This is a genomic window from Shewanella sp. SACH (genome assembly GCF_001887095.2).
In the GTDB taxonomy this organism is placed as follows: domain Bacteria; phylum Pseudomonadota; class Gammaproteobacteria; order Enterobacterales; family Shewanellaceae; genus Shewanella; species Shewanella baltica.
In genome coordinates this window covers 1462035-1479227 of the sequence record NZ_MPDG02000001.1, presented here as the reverse complement: position 1 = coordinate 1479227, position 17193 = coordinate 1462035, and the positions used below count along the sequence as shown (strand labels likewise).

Here is a 17193-nt window from a genome sequence, read left to right as displayed (position 1 = left end):
GAGAACTCTATCTCAGCTCGTTGCAGCTAACGTGATGGCTTAGCGTGAAAACGACCGAAATGGATTGTTCTAAATGCTGTGTATCGAGACTGCTACAGCTTGGCGAATTCAAATACCGTGTTAGGCTCGGTTTTCAAACACTTAAAAGGCTGACTCATGATTATGAGTCAGCCTTTTATTATTCAAAACACAACCGATAAACGATGCATGTTAAACAGTTAAATTAGAGCTGTACCGTAAAGATCACGTCTTTACCTGCAGTGACACTGCCTTGAGCCTTGTCTAGGTATTTGACGTCTTCCATGTTCGCCAGTACGACAGGGGTGAGTAGGCTGTCGACTTGATCTTTAAGATAATCAATATCGAAGGACAAAATCGGATCGCCGACTTTCACTTCTTGGCCTTCTTGGGCTAAACGTTTAAAACCTTTGCCTCTCAGCTCGACTGTGCCGACACCAAAGTGCACAAATAATTCTAAACCTTGGGGAGACTCAATGCTGAAGGCATGATTTGTCTCAAAAATTTTTCCGATGGTGCCGTCGATAGGCGCAAGAATTAATTCGCCTTTGGGGGCGATAGCAATGCCATCACCGACAATCTTCTCAGCAAAAACCACATCGGGGACTTTTTCAATAGCGACGATATCGCCGGAAACGGGGGCATATACCATGATACCGCCAGCTAACTGAGTCTGGCCCGATACCAAGCGCCTTATTCGGCTTAAAAATCCCATAATCTAGAGCCTCTTTTGCTTGTATTTGTCATTGTTTTTGTTCTGTAATGCAGCATAACGAATAAATGTCTCTATTTATAGCTTGTTATACACTGCTGTAGACCTGCAATTCTATCTTGTTGTAATGCTGTGTGCGCCAGCGCCGAAAATTGTTGGATGTTGCCTTGGCAAATGGCAGCTTTGACTTCTAACAGTGAGCTTAAGTTAACACTGAGTTCGTCCAGCCCCATGCCGATTAACAGCGGTGCAATTTGTGGTGAACTGGCGAGTTCGCCGCACAGCGACACTTTCACATTGGCCGCTTTTGCTTGGACTATTGTCATGTTAATTAACGCTAAAATGGCAGGCGAAAGGGACGGATAGTCGCGGGTAAGCTGCGGGTTTGTCCTATCGGCTGCCATTGCATATTGGGTTAAATCATTGGTGCCAATGCTGACAAAGTCGAGTCGTGGCAGCATAGCATTGAGGTTAAATACCGCTGCGGGGGTTTCGACAACGATACCGTAGCTGAGTTCACCGTAGCCTTTCTCTTCTTCTTCTAGGGCATCTTGGCACTGGGCAATCAGTGCAAACACTTCATCCAATTCTTCTACTTGATTGACCATAGGGAACATCAAGCGGATTGGGCCGTGGTTTGCGGCGCGCAAAATAGCCCTCAATTGGGTTTTAAATAAGTCGGGGTGTGCCAAGGTATAGCGAATACCGCGTAGCCCTAAGGCGGGATTATCTTCTATTTCTTGGCACAGGCAAGGCAGTTCTTTGTCGGCACCGATATCTAAGGTGCGGATGGTAAAGGTTTTACCGCCCAGAGCGTGCAATGCATCGCAATATAAGCTGTATTGGGCTTTCTCATCGGGCAGGGTGCTGACGTTCATCAGCATAAATTCAGTGCGAAACAAACCTATACCATCGGCGCCAACATCGCTGACATGGGTGATGTCGTTGAGATTGCCGACGTTAGCCATAAGTCCTACGATATGGCCATCTTGGGTTTTCGCTGGGCCATCCTTATAGGTTTGCAGCGCCGCCCGTCTTGCCTGTTCGTGGTGAAAGGTGACTGTGAGTCTTGCCTGTTGATCAGGATTGGGATTAACGCAAAGCTCACCATTGAGCGCATCGAGTACCAAGGGCGTGCCGTTGGGGATCGAATCGGCATCAAACTGACAACTTAAGATGGCTGGAATGCCGGCAGCTCGGGCTAAAATCGCCGTATGACTGGTTAAACCACCAGTTTTGAGCACAATACCGCAGAGGTTTTCCCTTGGCAGCAAGGCAAATTCGGCGGGGGTTAAATCTTGCGCCAACAAGATGGTGGGCTTATCGAGTTTGTCGAGCCCTTGGTTTAAATGGCCATTGATCGCGGCAACAACACGTTGGCCTAAACAGCGTACATCTTGGGCTCGATTGGCTAAATAGGGATCATCTAGGGATTGTAACTCGTTGGCTTGATGGGCAAATATGCGTTCAACCGCCACACTTGCCGACAATTGTAAGGTACGAATCGCATCGTTCACTTGCTCGATTAATTCATCGTCTTCCAATAACAATAAATCGGCTTCGATCAGCTGATAATTTTCTGAGTCGCTATCGAGTGCGGCTTGGCTGTGGGCCAGTTGTGCCTGTAGCTCTTGCAAGGCTTTGGTAAACTTGCCCTGTTGTTGGGGAATTTTCGACAGGGGAATAGGGCGATAATCGAGGTGGTGTTCGGTGTGAATAAGGTGAAGTGCCTGACCAAAGGCAATTCCCGATGACACTATAATCCCCGTTATTGACATATCCCTTCCTAAATTAACCACTGAACTGAGTGCCCGTTAGCGCTAGCGAGTCTAGTTGAGTGGCGTTGAGTTTGTAAAGCGTTGGCATGTAAACTATTGGCACGTACAGAACCTGTTTCAACTCATCCCTCGTCGGTAGGCCCTACATGCAAGCACTTAGAGATTAGTGCGCTAATCTGTGCACTAGAAAATAGGACAAAGGCCTAGCTTAGTGTGATCAGCAGCTCGGAGACTTTCTCAACCGCGGCTTGTGCCTGTTCACCTTCTGCAAACACTCTTACCGTGACGCCAGAATATAGCCCTAAAGTTTGTAGCTTAAACAGACTCTTAGCGCTGGCTTGCTTACCATTACATTCGACCATGACATCGCAGTCAAAGGTTTTGGCTTCTTTAACCAGTAAAGCTGCAGGGCGGGTGTGAATCCCATGTTTGGCGGTAATGGTGACAGATTTTTCGTACATAGTGGATGAGCTCATATTTAAAGGGGTATTACACTTCGTCTTTCGATTCTATGATGTGGTAGCCCTGTTTTTTCAAGGCGGCGATGGCACTTTTGAGGCGATTATTTTTCACGAGGATGTAATCGGTATCAAAGGTGGAAATCGCAAAAATACTGATTTGTTCGTCCGCTAAGGTGCCAGACACCTTAGATAAAATGCCTGTCATCGAGAATCCGAGTGGCCCGAGCACTTCAAAACAACACCAGCCCGGTTCTTGCTCTAGGCTGTCGAGTTGCATCTCACTGGAAATGACTAAAGATAAACCTTCTTGGGTTTTACCAATGAAATACATGTCCTGTGCAAAAACCTCACTGGGCAATACGGCATTCGGGCTAAAGCTATGAATAGTGTACTGTTCAGGGTGAACGGCTAAGGTCATTCGCATGGCAGTGTCTCGGTTGGATTTTTAAGGCTAAAGCATACCGCATATCAAACGTTAGCGTGACAGAGAATTTGTGGTTAATGGGATTTTTTCGTTGAAATTCATTGTTGGTGAGCTAGCGGTTAACAAGCGTTACCAGAAGGTTTACCCAAAGAAAAGGGCGCCCTATGGCGCCCCAGTCGACAAGTCATGCTGTTCTCATACACTTTAGTTAGATTTTAAACTGGCCTAAGGTGCGTGACATGTCTTGGCTAATGTCTTGCAGTGACTGAGCCGCATGACTGTTGCTCTCGTTGGCTTTGACTGAGACTTCAGTTAATTCCGAAATATTACAAATATTTCGATTAATCTCTTCGGTCACCAGTGATTGCTCTTCAGTGGCACTGGCTAATTGGGTGTTCATGTCACTGATATGGGCAATCAATTGCAGAATCGCTGCCATGGCTTTACCGGCTTCGTGGGCTTGGGCTTGCAGCTCATCGGATTGCAGCTGAGTTTGATTGTTGCTCTTCATTACTGAGCCGACACCAGATTGGATCTCGCTAATGATTTTTTGGATCTCATTGGTCGAGTCTTGGGTGCGAGTGGCGAGTGCGCGGACTTCATCGGCAACTACAGCAAAACCGCGGCCATGGGTCCCCGCTCGCGCAGCTTCAATGGCGGCATTAAGGGCGAGCAAGTTGGTCTGCTCAGCAATGCTGCGGATCACATCGAGAATGCTACCGATTTGCTGTGAGGCGACGCCCAGTTTTTGGGTAATAACTTCAGAGGCTTTTAATTCTGCCACCAGCTTTTCAGTGTTGCTGACCGTGTTGTCAATCACCACTTGGCTTTGCTGCGCCTGTTCTTTTACGCTGTTCGCCGCATCGGCCGCTTGCTGAGTGTTGCTCGCCATTTCATGGGTGGTCGACAGCATTTGATTGACAGCGGTGGCAACGCTGCCCGTTTCTCTGTGGATATGCTCAGCACTTTGATTGGACTCTTCAACTGCAATTAAGAGTTGTTTGGCGTCAGTGTCTAACGCTTGGCCTAAGGGCTGTAAATGGCCGACCATGTCGCCAATTTTTTGTGCAAACATGTTAAAGGCGCGGGCAAGGTGGGCAATTTCATCTTTACCTTGGGCATTAATCCGCTGACTTAAGTCGCCTTCGCCTTGGGCAATATCTTCAAGGGCATCAATAGCATCATTCAATGGCGAGGTGATGGAATGATTAAGCACAAGGAAGAAGGCAAAAATCGGCACTGAAATCAAAAACATGATAATCAGGTAATCGATAATAACTGACTTTAAACTCGCTTTAACGTCACTGAGATAAGCACCTGTCATCACTGTCCAGCCCCATTGTGGGTAGTAACGGGCTTCGGCGAGCTTATCTTCGATAGCGCGAGTCATAGGATCAGCTATGGGGTATTCGAGGGTGGTTTTCGATTTAGCCCGCGCTAATGGCAGCATAGTGGCCAATGGATTGGTGCCATTGGGTAATTTGAACGTTAATGCTGAGGTGCCAACAAGACTTGCATTGTCACCGTGGGCGAGGATTTGATTATTATCATCAATAACAATGAAATAGCCTGAGCCAGAATAGCGAGTCTGATTGATTAACTCAGCGGCAGCTTTCTTGGCGTCTTCTTCGCTGTATTTACCTTTGAGCGCATCCTGACGATGTACATCTATCACGCTTAACATGCTTGCGAGTTGACCGTCTATTTGTAGCCATTTCTGCTCAATTAAATTGCTGTACTGCTCCTTAATCGAAAAACTGGCAAAACACACAGTCCCTATCGCGGCCATAAGAAGCATCATCATTAAGCGTTGCAAGATGGTAAATCGGCGCAAAAACGTGATCATTGGGGTTTCTCAAAGGCTAATAATTGTTGCTTAATATACCTGCGAATCAATCTCAATTGAATCATCTGTGACATAAATTCAGCAAAAGCCGTTATAAAATATGAGTTTCTTTGATCTAAAGCAGGAAATGATGATAGGGAATTTTAATCTGTTGCATTATGGGGCATGTTCTTATTAAGTTATGCAGTTTTTTAAGTCGTTGCACGTTTCAGGTTTTTTCTGACCTATTAAATATCAATAAGTTAGCATTATGTTAACTTTGCGGCCTTGCTAAATTAGGCTAATCAATTGTTTTAATTTTGATTTTTTACGCTTTTACGCGCAAGATTAATGCATTATTCAGTTTGAGAATCGATTATGACCACAAATACTATCGTAACGTCGGATGATATTTTACTGAAGTTATGTCACTCAGTCGCCCACGTACTCTCTAGCACCAGTGCCAGTAATGTTACCCACGCGGGTATGGTACAAAGTATCGCGCGCACGCGTCTAAAACCCGATCTCGGTTGTTTCTCGATTTTTGATGGCGGTTTTTCGGGCCTAGTCGTCATTAACTTTTCATCTTCGGCGGCGATTGAAATCTACCGTCGCTACATGCTGAACATGGGCATGCCTGAATCTGAGTTGGCGTTTTCGCATACGTCAGATGAAGTGAGTAACGTGATGGGTGAGTTGATGAACCAAATCTTAGGGGATTTTATTAATAAAATTTCAAAAGAATTGCAAACGTCAATCAGCCAAAGTCAGCCAAAAATGTTGACGATTAATAAAGAGTTAACCATTTCAATCGATGCTAACTTAGATGATGCGGTCGCCCGTAGAGTGTCGTTTAGAACTGAAAACAATCATATTTTCTACCTCGAATTTGCCATGGATAAAACTGAGTTCATTCGTTTAGATGAATTTGTTTACGATGAAGAATTCGACCCCGACAGCCTATTAGAGCAGCACAGTACGATAGGCGGTAATAAGGACTCAACGTCGAATGTTTCGCCTTGGGTGAAGATGGCAGACAAACCCGCCATTGCGACTCGCGCCATTGATAATGACGCCGATGATTTGCTCGATCAGCTTGGCATTTAAGCAGAAAAACCAAGTGTAAGACGGATGTTAATGCATTCGTCTATACAAGTTAGCGGAACTGTTTTAGTATCGACGCAAAATAATCACTAAGGTTACCTCCTCTCTATGGCATCGAAAGCGACCTCGATTGATATTGCTTATCGTGCTGGCGTATCCCAGTCTACGGTTTCCCGTGCCCTTAGAAACAGTCCGTTAGTCAATTTAGAGACCCGTCAACGTATTCAAGCCATTGCTAAAGAGCTGAATTACAAGGTTGATAAAAATGCCAGTAATCTTCGCACCCAAAATAGCCATACCTTAGCGCTGTTATTGTGTGAAGACCCCACCAATGATGACTCGTTAATCAATCCCTTTTTCCTGTCTATGCTAGGTTCCATTACCCGAGCAACGGCGCAGCAGGGTTATGATTTACTCGTTTCTTTTCAGCAATTATCCAGCGATTGGCATGCCGATTATGAAGACAGCAATAAAGCCGATGGCATTATTCTGCTCGGTTATGGCGACTATATGGATTACGAGCAAAAGCTGGAGCGACTGTTAGCGCAGAATACCCATTTTGTGATTTGGGGCGCCGAACATAACAATAAGTCTGTGTTGTCGATTGGCTGTGATAATCATCAAGGCGGCTTGATTGCGACAGAGCATTTGATTTCCCTTGGCCGCAATGCTTTTGCCTTTTTAGGTGATGCTTCGAGCCATAGCCCTGAGTTTAGGGACAGATATTTAGGGCATGTGAAGGCGCTGCAAACGGCGAATATTCCCGTGGATCGCACTAAGCAAGTGTCGGCCATCAGCACAGAAAGTTCAGGCTACGATGCCGCTATGGTGTTGATTGCCCAAGGCGCTAAGTTTGATGCGATATTTGCGGCCAGCGATTTGATCGCCATTGGCGCGATTCGGGCGTTGAAAGAAAAGGGCATTTCAGTCCCTGAGCAAGTGGCTGTAGTGGGATATGACGATATTCCGGTGGCGAGTTTTGCTAATCCGCCATTAACGACCATTAAGCAGAACACCCAATTAGCCGGTGAGATCTTAGTCGACAGTGTACTCAAACTTATCCGCGGACAAGAGGTGAGTGCGCAGCTTATTCCGACAACCTTAGTGGTTCGCAGCTCATGCGGCATTGATAGCGCGCCGCTTAAGCCGTTATAGATGGCCGTTATCGCTAGGCGTTTGTAGCTCTATCATACTGTTATTTGTTGGCAACTCGTTGGTCACTTAATTTACCGATTGAAACAACGCCGATAATCCTTGGATTTATCGTTTTTTTGCTTTTTGATATCACTTGGCGGCGTATTGGCGTAAAAACTTCGGCACCTCTGCTTTGGTTTTCTTCGCTAATTTTTGCAGTAACTCAAAGGTCGGTGAGCAGAGTCCAAACTCTTGCTGAAGGTCTGCCAGCATAGCTAGCCACAAATGGCCGGTCATTTCGGCATCGGCTAAGGCGCGGTGAAAGGTGCCATCGGTTGGCAACTGTTTATAGCGCACTAAAGTCCCTAACTGATGATTGGGTGCCGCTTGATACAAACGTCTCGCCACCAGCAAGGAACAGCCAAATTGTCCAAGATAACGATGGCGAATTTGGGCAAACTCCGCATCTAAAAAGCGCTGATCGAACGCCGCATTGTGGGCAACTAAATTGTGATCGGCGATAAAGTCCGCAAAACGCGCCATCACTTCATTGCAGGGCGCCGCGTCCCTGAGCATTTGATTGCTGATCCCTGTGTAGTCTTCAATAAAGCGACTTATTCTAAATCCTGGGTTCATTAACTCAGAAAATCTTTGGGTGATCACGCCGTCTTCAATCAGCACAGCCCCGATTTCAATCGCGCGATCCCCTTGATTGGGCGACAGCCCCGTGGTTTCAAAGTCGAGCACGACCAAAGTGTTAGCAGCTGATGTAGGCATAGATCTTACATGGACTCAATAAATGATGTGTCAGCATTAGCGCTGTTTGTGGCGAAATGCTTTTTGATAAGCCGATTGTAATTCAATACGTTAGTAAATTCACTATCACATTGATGCTGACAAAAGACTTAATGCTTTGTTGATCCGGTCGAGCTTTCTTGGTTTCGCTTCCTGTTAGCATTTGCCGCTATGAATAACAGTTTGGTTTGTGAGCAACCCATGCAACTCGATATTAACGGCTTAACGCCCGCGCAATTTCTAGCAGAGTATTGGCAGAAAAAACCCTTGGTGATCCGCCAAGGATTCAAGCATTTTCAAGATTTAGTTTCGCCCGAAGAATTAGCTGGCTTAGCCATGGATGAGCTGGTGGAATCTCGGCGGGTGTACCAACAAGCTGGCCAATGGCAGGCGGAATTTGGTCCCTTTGATTCCTACGATCATCTCGGTGAACGGGATTGGACTTTAATAGTCCAAGCCTTGAATAACTGGGTGCCCGATGCGGAAGCCTTGATCCAATGCTTCGATTTTATTCCGCGCTGGCGTTTAGATGATGTGATGGTGAGCTTTGCCACTCCTGGCGGTGGCGTGGGGCCGCATATCGATCTGTATGATGTGTTTATTTGCCAAGGTTCGGGACGTCGCCGTTGGCGTGTGGGCGATCTGGGGCCGCACAAAGAGTTTGCCGCCCATCCCGCTTTGCTGCACACCGAAGCCTTTGACCCGATTATCGATACTGAGTTGTTGCCCGGCGACATCCTTTATATTCCCCCTGGATTCCCCCATGACGGCATAACCTTAGAACAGTCGTTAAGTTTTTCAGTGGGTTATCGCACCGCCTCCGCCAAAGATATGATAAGTGCTTTGGCCGATCATTTGTCTGAACAGGATTTAGGCGCACAGCAGATTTCAGATCCAGACCGCGAGCTGACAACGCGCAGTGGTTGTGTCGATAATGGCGATTTAGCGCGGCTACGTACCCAACTGACCAATATGTTGACCGATGAACTGGTGAGCGAGTTTTCGGGCCGCTATTTAACTCAGTCAAAATGCGCCTTAGATTTACCCGATGAGCCATTGGACATCACGCAAGACGAAGTGCTCGCTTGGCTCGATGAGCAGCCGCTTATTCGCCTCGGCGGGCTGCGCTGTTTGTATTTTGATATTAATGTGGCACAGGGCGTTGTCTATATTAATGGTGATAAGTATCCGCTTTCAGCCGAATTGGCTGCAGTGATCCCATTACTATGTGATAGTAATCAGTTGGATAAAGCTGCCTTAGCCCCTTGGTTAGCCCATGCTGATTTGCTCACGCAACTTACCGAGTGGGTGAATCTAGGCTACTGGTACTTTGAAGATCTCAGCGATGAAGAGTGTTAAGGCGAAATGAGCCAAAGCTTGATGGGTGTTAATGCCACTTTAGCGTTAACACCCAACGGGGCTTAGCGCTATATATTTTTTAGATCTAGATGGGTTTTAGTGCTATATGGATTTTAGAGTTAGTTTAGAGTTAGGTGGGTTCTGTGATTCGCAGACGGTCATTAGCCATTGGATTTGTTGATTATTTCACTATGGGCAATTGTGCCCATTGGGTGGTGTAACGAGGAGAAAGGTGCTCACGCTTCATTCCCCAAGTCGGGTCAATACCTTGCCCTGCAAACCAAATTTTTCCATGACCGCTGTGGTTCACTTTATCGAGTAATTGCATCAACTCCTTGCTTTTAGGCCTAGGCGTGACGTCATCGAATAATCCGAGCTGAAACACGCCTGTACCAAAAAAATCCCCTAACATGACACCGGCCTTTGCATAGGCATGGCCTTCACGCCAAATGCGTTGCAGTAGGCTTTGGCCAAGGGTGACAAAATCCCGCGTATCATTGCTGGGGCGAACTAAACTGCCCGACAGTGATTTGCTGTACTGGGGAGTTGCATCGCTAAAAGGGCTAGTACGCACAAATACTGACATCGCTTTAGCGTACTGGCGCTCGGAGCGCAGTTTTTCACAGGCCCTAAAAGTGTATTCATTGATTGCCTGTTGCATCGCTTCTAAATTATCAATACGGCTGCCAAAGGATCGGGAGCTGATAATTTGTTGCTTAGTGGCGGCGACCTCTTGTATGTCATCACAGGTAATGCCGTTAAGTTCGCGTACCGTGCGCTCAACGGTGACAGAAAAGGTGTCGCGGATAAGCTTTGGATGCGCATCCGCCAATTGCAACGCGGTATTTATACCCATGATGTTCAAGCGTTTTGTAAGCCTACGGCCTATTCCCCAGACTTCGTCGACAGGGATAAGCGCCATCAGCCGTCGTTGGCGTTCACGGTCGCGCAAGTCAACCACGCCCCGCGTCGCGGGATAACGTTTCGCGGCATGGTTTGCCAGTTTAGCGAGGGTTTTTGTCGGTCCAATGCCGACGCAAACACTGATCCCAATCCACTGCGGTATCCGTTGATAAATATCTAAGGCAAGCTGATGAATATCAATGCATTTATCGAGACGAGAAAGGTCTAAAAACGCTTCATCAATACTATACACTTCTACTTTCGGTACCATTTGCTCTAAGGTGGTCATGACTCTATTTGATATGTCGGCATAGAGTGCATAGTTGGAGGAGAATACCGCGACGTGATGCTGGCGGAGTTGGTTTGCGATTTGATACACAGGCACCGCCATCTTGATGCCAAGTTGTTTTGCCTCTGCCGAGCGGGCGACGACGCAGCCATCGTTATTGGATAACACTACAATCGGCCTGCCAGCTAAATCTGGCCTAAACATCCGCTCACAGGATGCATAAAAATTATTGCAATCGACGAGGGCGAATAGTGAGGGCGTCATTTGAGCTTTTTCACCACGTTGGTCACCACCCCAAAGATGTTTAACTCAGACTCATCATTGATGACAATCGGGGAGAATAAGGCATTACGTGGCAGCAATTGCACCACAGGGCGCAGTTGCAATTGCTTTACGGTAAACTCGCCGTTGACTGCTGCGACAACGGTATCCCCGTGGGCCGGCTGTAATGAGCGATCCACTACCAAAATATCACCGGAGAAAATCCCCGCTTCGATCATCGAATCCCCTTGGACTTTGACAAAAAACGTGGCGGCGGGGTGCTTGATGCATAACTCATTGAGATCTAATGTTTGTTCTACATAGTCTTGGGCTGGTGACGGAAATCCTGCGGCAATCAAGGAGCTAAATAGCGAGAGCCGATATTGGGTATGTTTGGCGAAGCGGCCTAGGATCATCATAATAAATCACAATATACTGTACGTATGAACAGTATAGTCTAACAATGAAACTTATCGAAATAATTTATGTTGGGACAGTTGTGTTATCGACCCTGGCGCAAAGACGAACTTGTTTTATGCTGTGTGCTGATTGTATGCGCTGTCGAGTGATGAGTGTCGAGGTGCTGGGCAATTGATGATGGCTGCTCTAAAGCACCCTTGGCGGCGTGAATACCGCCAAGGGTGAGCGTTTAGTCAATTTAATTTAGTTAACGCGCTTTAGTTAGCCCGCTTTAGTTCACGCAATTTAGTTAATCCAACCGAGCCATAGCCACCACAGATAATCCAGTGGGATAAGTGCAATTAGAGTGATTGCCGCCAGCGGTAAGGTGATGTTAAGTAGTTTGCTTAAGGGCTCTTGGGATAATTGCATCGCCAAAATCAACGGGGCAACCTGATAAGGAAAAATCACGGTTGAGAAACCGATCACCTGCGTCATTAATACTGCTGGGGTGGAGAAGCCAGTTGCATTGGCAAAATCTGCCGCCATGGGGGACAACACTGTCGGCACACCTGGAACCGTTGCCACTAATCCCGTCAGCGTCCCCATCAGCGATAACGACATGAAATTCAGGAACGATGCCCCTTGCTGCAATGGTAGCCATTCACTGAACAGTTGACCTAGCGCAGTGCCAAGTCCAGATTGATTGACCAATGCCCCTAGACCTAAGGCCGCCGCGACAAAAATGACGGTCGCAAAATCCACCGAACTATTAAAACTCTTAGGCTCAAGCACTCCCCATTTTGGGAGCAATAACAAGATAGCGGTGGTCAGTCCAACCCATGCCGGATTGATCCCATGCAGTGAGTCTGTCACCCAAAATAGCAACGTTATCGCAAGTAATACTGTGACTTTCTTTTGCATACCAAGGTTATAAGCTTCTGTTTCAATAATGCGTTCAGGCTGGTTTTCATCAATTTTTGCAGGAAATAGGAAGACGACTAGCGCCACAATCAATATCGATTTGAGCAAACCAAGGATTGGAAAATGCAGTAAGAGATACTCGGTATAACCAAAATGGATATTGAATAGATTCTCGCTGGAACCCGCCAATATCATATTGGGAATATTCGCGGGCAACACGGCAAAACTGGGCATGTTACACGCCAGTGCCAAGGCGGTCGCAATGCCTATCCGCCCATGACTACCACGAGCAAAACCGACTTGCTCAGCTAACGCCATACCAATTGGCACCATGACCACCGCACGGCCAACGGATGAGGGCATCACAAAGCCAAGCAGCACGGCACTAAAGACCAAACCCGCAATCAAGCGTGGATAACTTGAGGTCAGTATGGGGGCAATCAAACTGGCCATTCTGCGACTTAAGCCAGACTGAGTGATGGCACTGCCAATCACAAACCCTGAAATGATTAACCACACCGCAGTCGAGCCGAATCCTGAAAAAAGTACACTCGGCTCAATGAGTGTGAAAATGGTGGCAAGGGCAAAAAATATTAATCCCGCCATAAAGGGCGGGAAAAAACCTGTGCTCCAAAACATTAAGGTCACTAATACTACGCCAGCGCTATAGGAAAACACCGCGGGATGCTGACTCAGCGGAAAAAGTGCAAGTAAAGTAGCGATCAACAGTGCACTGAAAAACGCTAGCGGTTTAACGCCAATAAAACGTTTCATGTTTACCGACCTATTGGGTTGAATACGTAAAAGATGCCAACTAAGATAGCTGACTTAGTTTGGCGTTTTAAGAGGGCAATATGTCAAAAGCTGTTCCTAAAGCGACATTGTTAACGCCCAGTGACGTGGCGTTTATCACAGATGCCAATCGACCTGTGCTAACCCATACTCGCAATATGGCGGCGGAAGCGGGCATCGAGCCTCATTCTCATCCGCGGGGGCAGCTACTTTGGGCCGCGAAAGGCTTGTTACGTGTCCGCAGCGACAATGCCGTCTGGGTGGTACCTTCAACCCATGCGGTGTGGATCCCCTGCAATTTGCCCCATCAAGTGAACAGCGAAACCCACGCCCACACTCGTAATATCTATATTGATCCTAGCTATGATGTTAGGCCACAGGATACAAAAGTGGTGATGGTGACGATGACAGCGCTGATGCGCGAACTGGTGCTCAAACTCTGTGAGAGTTCACACCTTTTAGGCAGTGGACAACTGCATCGGCTGGGTTTGGTTGCCATTGATGAGCTCGAAACTCTGGACAGCCTAGATGCTCATTTACCCGCAGGCTCAGATCCAAGACTCAGCCGCTTGATCCAAAAGTTGATCCGGCACCCAACAGTGAATTACACCCTGACCGAGTTAGCCGAAATGGGCGGCGCGAGTGTGAGAACGATTGAGCGACTATTCAAAGCTGAAACTGGGCTCACTTATCGACAATGGCGGCAAAGGTTTCGTCTATTAAACTCGCTTGAAAGCTTAAGCCAAGGAGAGAGCACGACTAGGGTGGCGCATAGTCTAGGTTATCTGAGCGTCAGCAGTTTCAGTGCGGCTTTTAAAATGCAATTTGGTTGCACGCCGCAAGATTATCCGCAGTATAAGCCTATGAAAAGAAAGGTGAATATTTTTACTAGCCCCGTGACGGGTAACAACTAAAACAATGTATGCTCGATTGTGGCTTCTGCATTCAAGGCATTACGAATGCCGAGTTCCTATGTTTATAAAGTGATGTTAAAGCGAGCTATGTGGAATGGCTAATGATCAGTTGCTGATATAAAAATATGATGACGTTATTTTGGTGATGTGCTTGATGCAACTTTTTGATAAAGCATGAATGGAACAGCATTGGAATAACATGTAGTCGGATAGGTCACAGCCAGATATAAAAAAGGCTAGAACAACATTTGTGAGTTGTTCTAGCCCTTAATTTATTAAAGCTAAAGCATCGTTAAGCTCATGCGCTGTTTTAGCGTGTTATTTCAGCACACTTTCCAATGCGCTATTTCAAAACACTATTTCAATACGCTATTTCAAAAAGCCACTTCAACTCGTTATTTCAATGCCGCTGGGACGATAGGGTAGTGATCCCAGACTTGGCCGTCGGTCATAGAACGCACCAGTTTGATGTATTCGGCATGGGTCCAGGCAAGCGGCGTGGCTGAGTTGGTGCCTTGTCCGAGTTTGTAATGGTAGCGGGTGGCATCGCCGACACCGTCCCACGCTTGCTCGGGTAACATCATGCCCGCATTCGCAAACGTTTCCATGCCCTGCACATAGGTGTTGATCAACTGCTGCTTGGTTTGCTGCGCGTTATTGCCTGTTAGCTCGCCTTTTTCTTGGGCGAGTGCTAATTCAAAATGACCGCGCTCACCGGTGAAGAAGGGCCAGACGCGGCCACGTTGATCGGCGCTGTTGCTGCCCGATTCCGCATAGTTCTTGCCAGAAACCGTATCCTCACCGTAGCCATCGTTGCCATAACGTCTAAAGCCTGGGATTTTGCTGCCATCTTTAGCGGTAAACTCATATTTAAGGCGCAAATTAGAGTCAAGTTCAGTGTTATCAATCAATTGAAGGCTTTGATTGATGAGCTTATCAGTTGCACCGCGCACGCCATAACGTACTAGTTCTAAAAATCCGCCATCGAGGATTTGACGTTGATCTAAACCTTTTTTACCGTTATTCGCCGCCAGTGTATCGGCGGTGTTTGGCTTGCCATTAGGGCTTAAACGTAAGTAGTAAGGCGCGCTGACTCCGGTGCTGTTCTTCAATAATCCTTGGGTGGTGACTAAGTGCTTTTCTAAGCTATCACTTAAACCTTTTACGGCGGCAAGATAACGGCTGCTGGAGTCGATATCCTTGGCTTCTTTGGCAATTTCACTCGCGGCAACAAGACCTGCGATCACTGCGGCCGTTGTCGAGGGGGAGTAACCCGCTTGTTCTTCCCAACGCTCTTGCTGGGTTTTGGGCGGGGTGATTTGGGTGTGATTCCAATCCAGATTGACCTCACCGCCACTGATCAAAAAGTCTGCTGCACCTTTGAGCATCTCTTGATACCAGTGACTGATCTCATCAGGGGTGAGTACACCCGCTTGCCAGAGTTTCCAGCCGAGCATGATTGGCATGGCGGTTTGATCGAGCTGTACACCAACCCACTCAATTTGGCCATCCACATGGGTCTTTTGCAGGAACCAACCCGGCGTACCCGTAAAGCCGGGCGTCTTTTCGGTTACTTGCACTTTTTTCAGGTATTCGAAGGCCACTTTGGGCGTTTGGGTGTCACCCATGGCGAGGAATGCCATGGCACATTGGTAAAAGTCACGCGGCCATACCGCTTTATAGCCAGTACTCGGAACGGCTGCTGAAACCGTATCACCCCAAGGATTGGATAGCGAGGCGATCAGTGCGCCCGCATAGGTTTTATCTTCCTGCGCTTTCAAGACCATAGCACTGGTATACAGCAGCTTACCGCTATCTGTGGTGTTGTTGGCCATGTTTGCGATGGCGGGCAGCGAGCCTAAGTAATCGTGCCAGCCGACATGGGTGGCATCGCCTTTATAGGCGCTCAGCACAGCATCATAACCTGCGGCCAAAGTGGCATTGGCATTGGCTAAACTCTGGGCTTCATCTTTACCAAAACCGATGGCGAGATTAAAAGTGACGGGTTTGGCTTTGATGAGCGTAGGGTAACTCGCAGTAAAGGCGATATTGCCAACGGTCGATTTATCTTGCGCACTGGTCGTTTGATAGGGCGTATCGAGTGTGCCGTTATCGGCCAAATCGGCTAGACCATCTGAAACGCCGACAAAGCCTGTCGTTGCCTGCACAAAATTCAGATCGGATTTGACCGTCATTACGCTGCTGTCTTTGGCGGCGGTATAGGCCACCAGCGCCTGATTATTAGCATGATTGTCAGTATGAGTGTCGATGCGGCCGATATCATTGGCGCCCGCGTTATCGATATGCGGATTGACATACAAATGCGGCGTAATGCCGTCTTCAAAGGCGGTAAAGGTGACGCGCATCATTAGGGTGTCGCGGTCGGGATCGGTAAAGATATGCTTTTCAATCTGATACTTACCTTCAACATCTTTATTGATAACTTTATAGGCAAGGGATTGCGGGCGACCGTTAGCATCGGTATCTAAATATTCTATGCTGCTGATGGTGTTATCTTTTTCGGTATCGACAAAGCCATTACCTGTGACCACAAATTGCAGTTCTTTGAGCTGCGCATTATGGATCAGACCATACATGGTTTCGGTTAAAATACCTTGGGCGAGGGAGAACCAAACGCGGCTAATGGGATTTTGCTTGGCATCTTGGTATTGACCTTGGGTGTAAGACTCGTAAGACGTCCCAATACCGGTTTTACCCGAAAATGCCCAAGTAGGCGCTTTACCCGGTGCGCCGGGCGCAACCAGCTGCACATTTGATGCGGCATTGCCACTCATGCTCGGTGTTGCTGAATTCGATGTGGGTGAACAGGCTGTGAATCCTATTGTCCCTAATAGACTTGCGGCGACGGCAAGCGCTAGGCGGCTACGCCTTGTTAACGTTTGCGCGTGACGGGTTTGGCTAGTGTGCAGATCCTGCTGCGGTGTAGGACTCGATTCCATCTCGTTCTCCCCAAATAATGGTTATATTTTTATAGTGATTGAATTGATATAAAGGCTTCATGCTGCGGTGAATCGCCAACAGGCCAAGTTCACCTTGCGTAACGTATCTGGATGTATGCCGACTAACTGCCTCTTATCTAA

14 protein-coding genes are annotated in these 17193 nt (G+C 47.4%); 4 read left to right on the top strand and 10 right to left on the bottom strand.

Annotated elements, in window-relative coordinates:
* Positions 1 to 223: 223 nt before the first annotated feature.
* The 5 genes from crr to BM607_RS06385 all read right to left on the bottom strand — a co-directional run bounded on the left by crr (position 224) and on the right by BM607_RS06385 (position 5239).
* On the bottom strand, positions 224 to 733 hold the full coding sequence (gene crr / locus BM607_RS06405) for a PTS glucose transporter subunit IIA (RefSeq protein WP_006081821.1): 510 nt from the start codon (positions 731 to 733) through the stop codon (positions 224 to 226).
* A 71-nt stretch (positions 734 to 804) separates the two neighbouring features.
* A complete protein-coding gene (gene ptsP, locus BM607_RS06400; protein ID WP_071939424.1) occupies positions 805 to 2508 on the bottom strand; it encodes a phosphoenolpyruvate--protein phosphotransferase in 1704 nt (567 codons plus the stop codon).
* Positions 2509 to 2711: 203 nt separating this feature from the next.
* Positions 2712 to 2969 (bottom strand): HPr family phosphocarrier protein, encoded by a 258-nt coding sequence (locus BM607_RS06395; protein ID WP_006081819.1) that lies wholly within the window; start codon positions 2967 to 2969, stop codon positions 2712 to 2714.
* Positions 2970 to 2997: 28 nt separating this feature from the next.
* Positions 2998 to 3393 carry an ACT domain-containing protein gene (locus tag BM607_RS06390; protein ID WP_006086817.1) on the bottom strand — a complete coding sequence of 132 codons (396 nt, stop codon included), beginning with the start codon at positions 3391 to 3393 and terminating at the stop codon, positions 2998 to 3000.
* Positions 3394 to 3601: 208 nt separating this feature from the next.
* Entirely contained in the window at positions 3602 to 5239 is a 1638-nt protein-coding gene (locus BM607_RS06385) for a methyl-accepting chemotaxis protein (RefSeq protein WP_011846922.1), read from the bottom strand.
* Positions 5240 to 5596: 357 nt separating this feature from the next.
* On the opposite strand from BM607_RS06385, the gene BM607_RS06380 reads away from it, so the two are divergent.
* Entirely contained in the window at positions 5597 to 6325 is a 729-nt protein-coding gene (locus BM607_RS06380) for a DUF3334 family protein (protein ID WP_006081816.1), read from the top strand.
* A 105-nt stretch (positions 6326 to 6430) separates the two neighbouring features.
* The gene (locus BM607_RS06375) at positions 6431 to 7477 is read left to right on the top strand and encodes a LacI family DNA-binding transcriptional regulator (protein WP_011846920.1); all 1047 of its coding nucleotides are present in this window, start codon (positions 6431 to 6433) and stop codon (positions 7475 to 7477) included.
* Between the two features lie 129 nt (positions 7478 to 7606).
* On the opposite strand, the gene BM607_RS06370 is transcribed toward BM607_RS06375, so the two are convergent.
* Positions 7607 to 8233, bottom strand: coding sequence for a 3'-5' exonuclease (locus tag BM607_RS06370; protein WP_071939425.1), 627 nt, complete (start codon positions 8231 to 8233; stop codon positions 7607 to 7609).
* Positions 8234 to 8452: 219 nt separating this feature from the next.
* On the opposite strand from BM607_RS06370, the gene BM607_RS06365 reads away from it, so the two are divergent.
* Positions 8453 to 9610 carry a cupin domain-containing protein gene (locus tag BM607_RS06365; RefSeq protein ID WP_006086813.1) on the top strand — a complete coding sequence of 386 codons (1158 nt, stop codon included), beginning with the start codon at positions 8453 to 8455 and terminating at the stop codon, positions 9608 to 9610.
* Between the two features lie 181 nt (positions 9611 to 9791).
* Here BM607_RS06365 and umuC read toward each other — a convergent pair whose 3' ends face one another.
* The 3 genes from umuC to BM607_RS06350 form a co-directional block, all read right to left on the bottom strand.
* Positions 9792 to 11066 (bottom strand): translesion error-prone DNA polymerase V subunit UmuC, encoded by a 1275-nt coding sequence (umuC, locus tag BM607_RS06360; RefSeq protein WP_071939426.1) that lies wholly within the window; start codon positions 11064 to 11066, stop codon positions 9792 to 9794.
* Positions 11063 to 11479 (bottom strand): translesion error-prone DNA polymerase V autoproteolytic subunit, encoded by a 417-nt coding sequence (umuD, locus tag BM607_RS06355; RefSeq protein WP_249269571.1) that lies wholly within the window; start codon positions 11477 to 11479, stop codon positions 11063 to 11065. Before umuD ends, umuC begins: the two co-directional genes overlap by 4 nt.
* Positions 11480 to 11768: 289 nt before the next feature.
* Positions 11769 to 13160: an SLC13 family permease gene (locus BM607_RS06350; RefSeq protein ID WP_071939428.1), complete on the bottom strand. Its 1392-nt coding sequence runs from the start codon at positions 13158 to 13160 to the stop codon at positions 11769 to 11771.
* An 80-nt stretch (positions 13161 to 13240) separates the two neighbouring features.
* On the opposite strand from BM607_RS06350, the gene BM607_RS06345 reads away from it, so the two are divergent.
* Positions 13241 to 14092 (top strand): helix-turn-helix transcriptional regulator, encoded by an 852-nt coding sequence (locus tag BM607_RS06345; RefSeq protein ID WP_071939429.1) that lies wholly within the window; start codon positions 13241 to 13243, stop codon positions 14090 to 14092.
* 395 nt (positions 14093 to 14487) lie between these two features.
* Here BM607_RS06345 and BM607_RS06340 read toward each other — a convergent pair whose 3' ends face one another.
* Positions 14488 to 17052 (bottom strand): glycoside hydrolase family 15 protein, encoded by a 2565-nt coding sequence (locus tag BM607_RS06340; RefSeq protein ID WP_071939430.1) that lies wholly within the window; start codon positions 17050 to 17052, stop codon positions 14488 to 14490.
* Positions 17053 to 17193 lie beyond the last annotated feature (141 nt).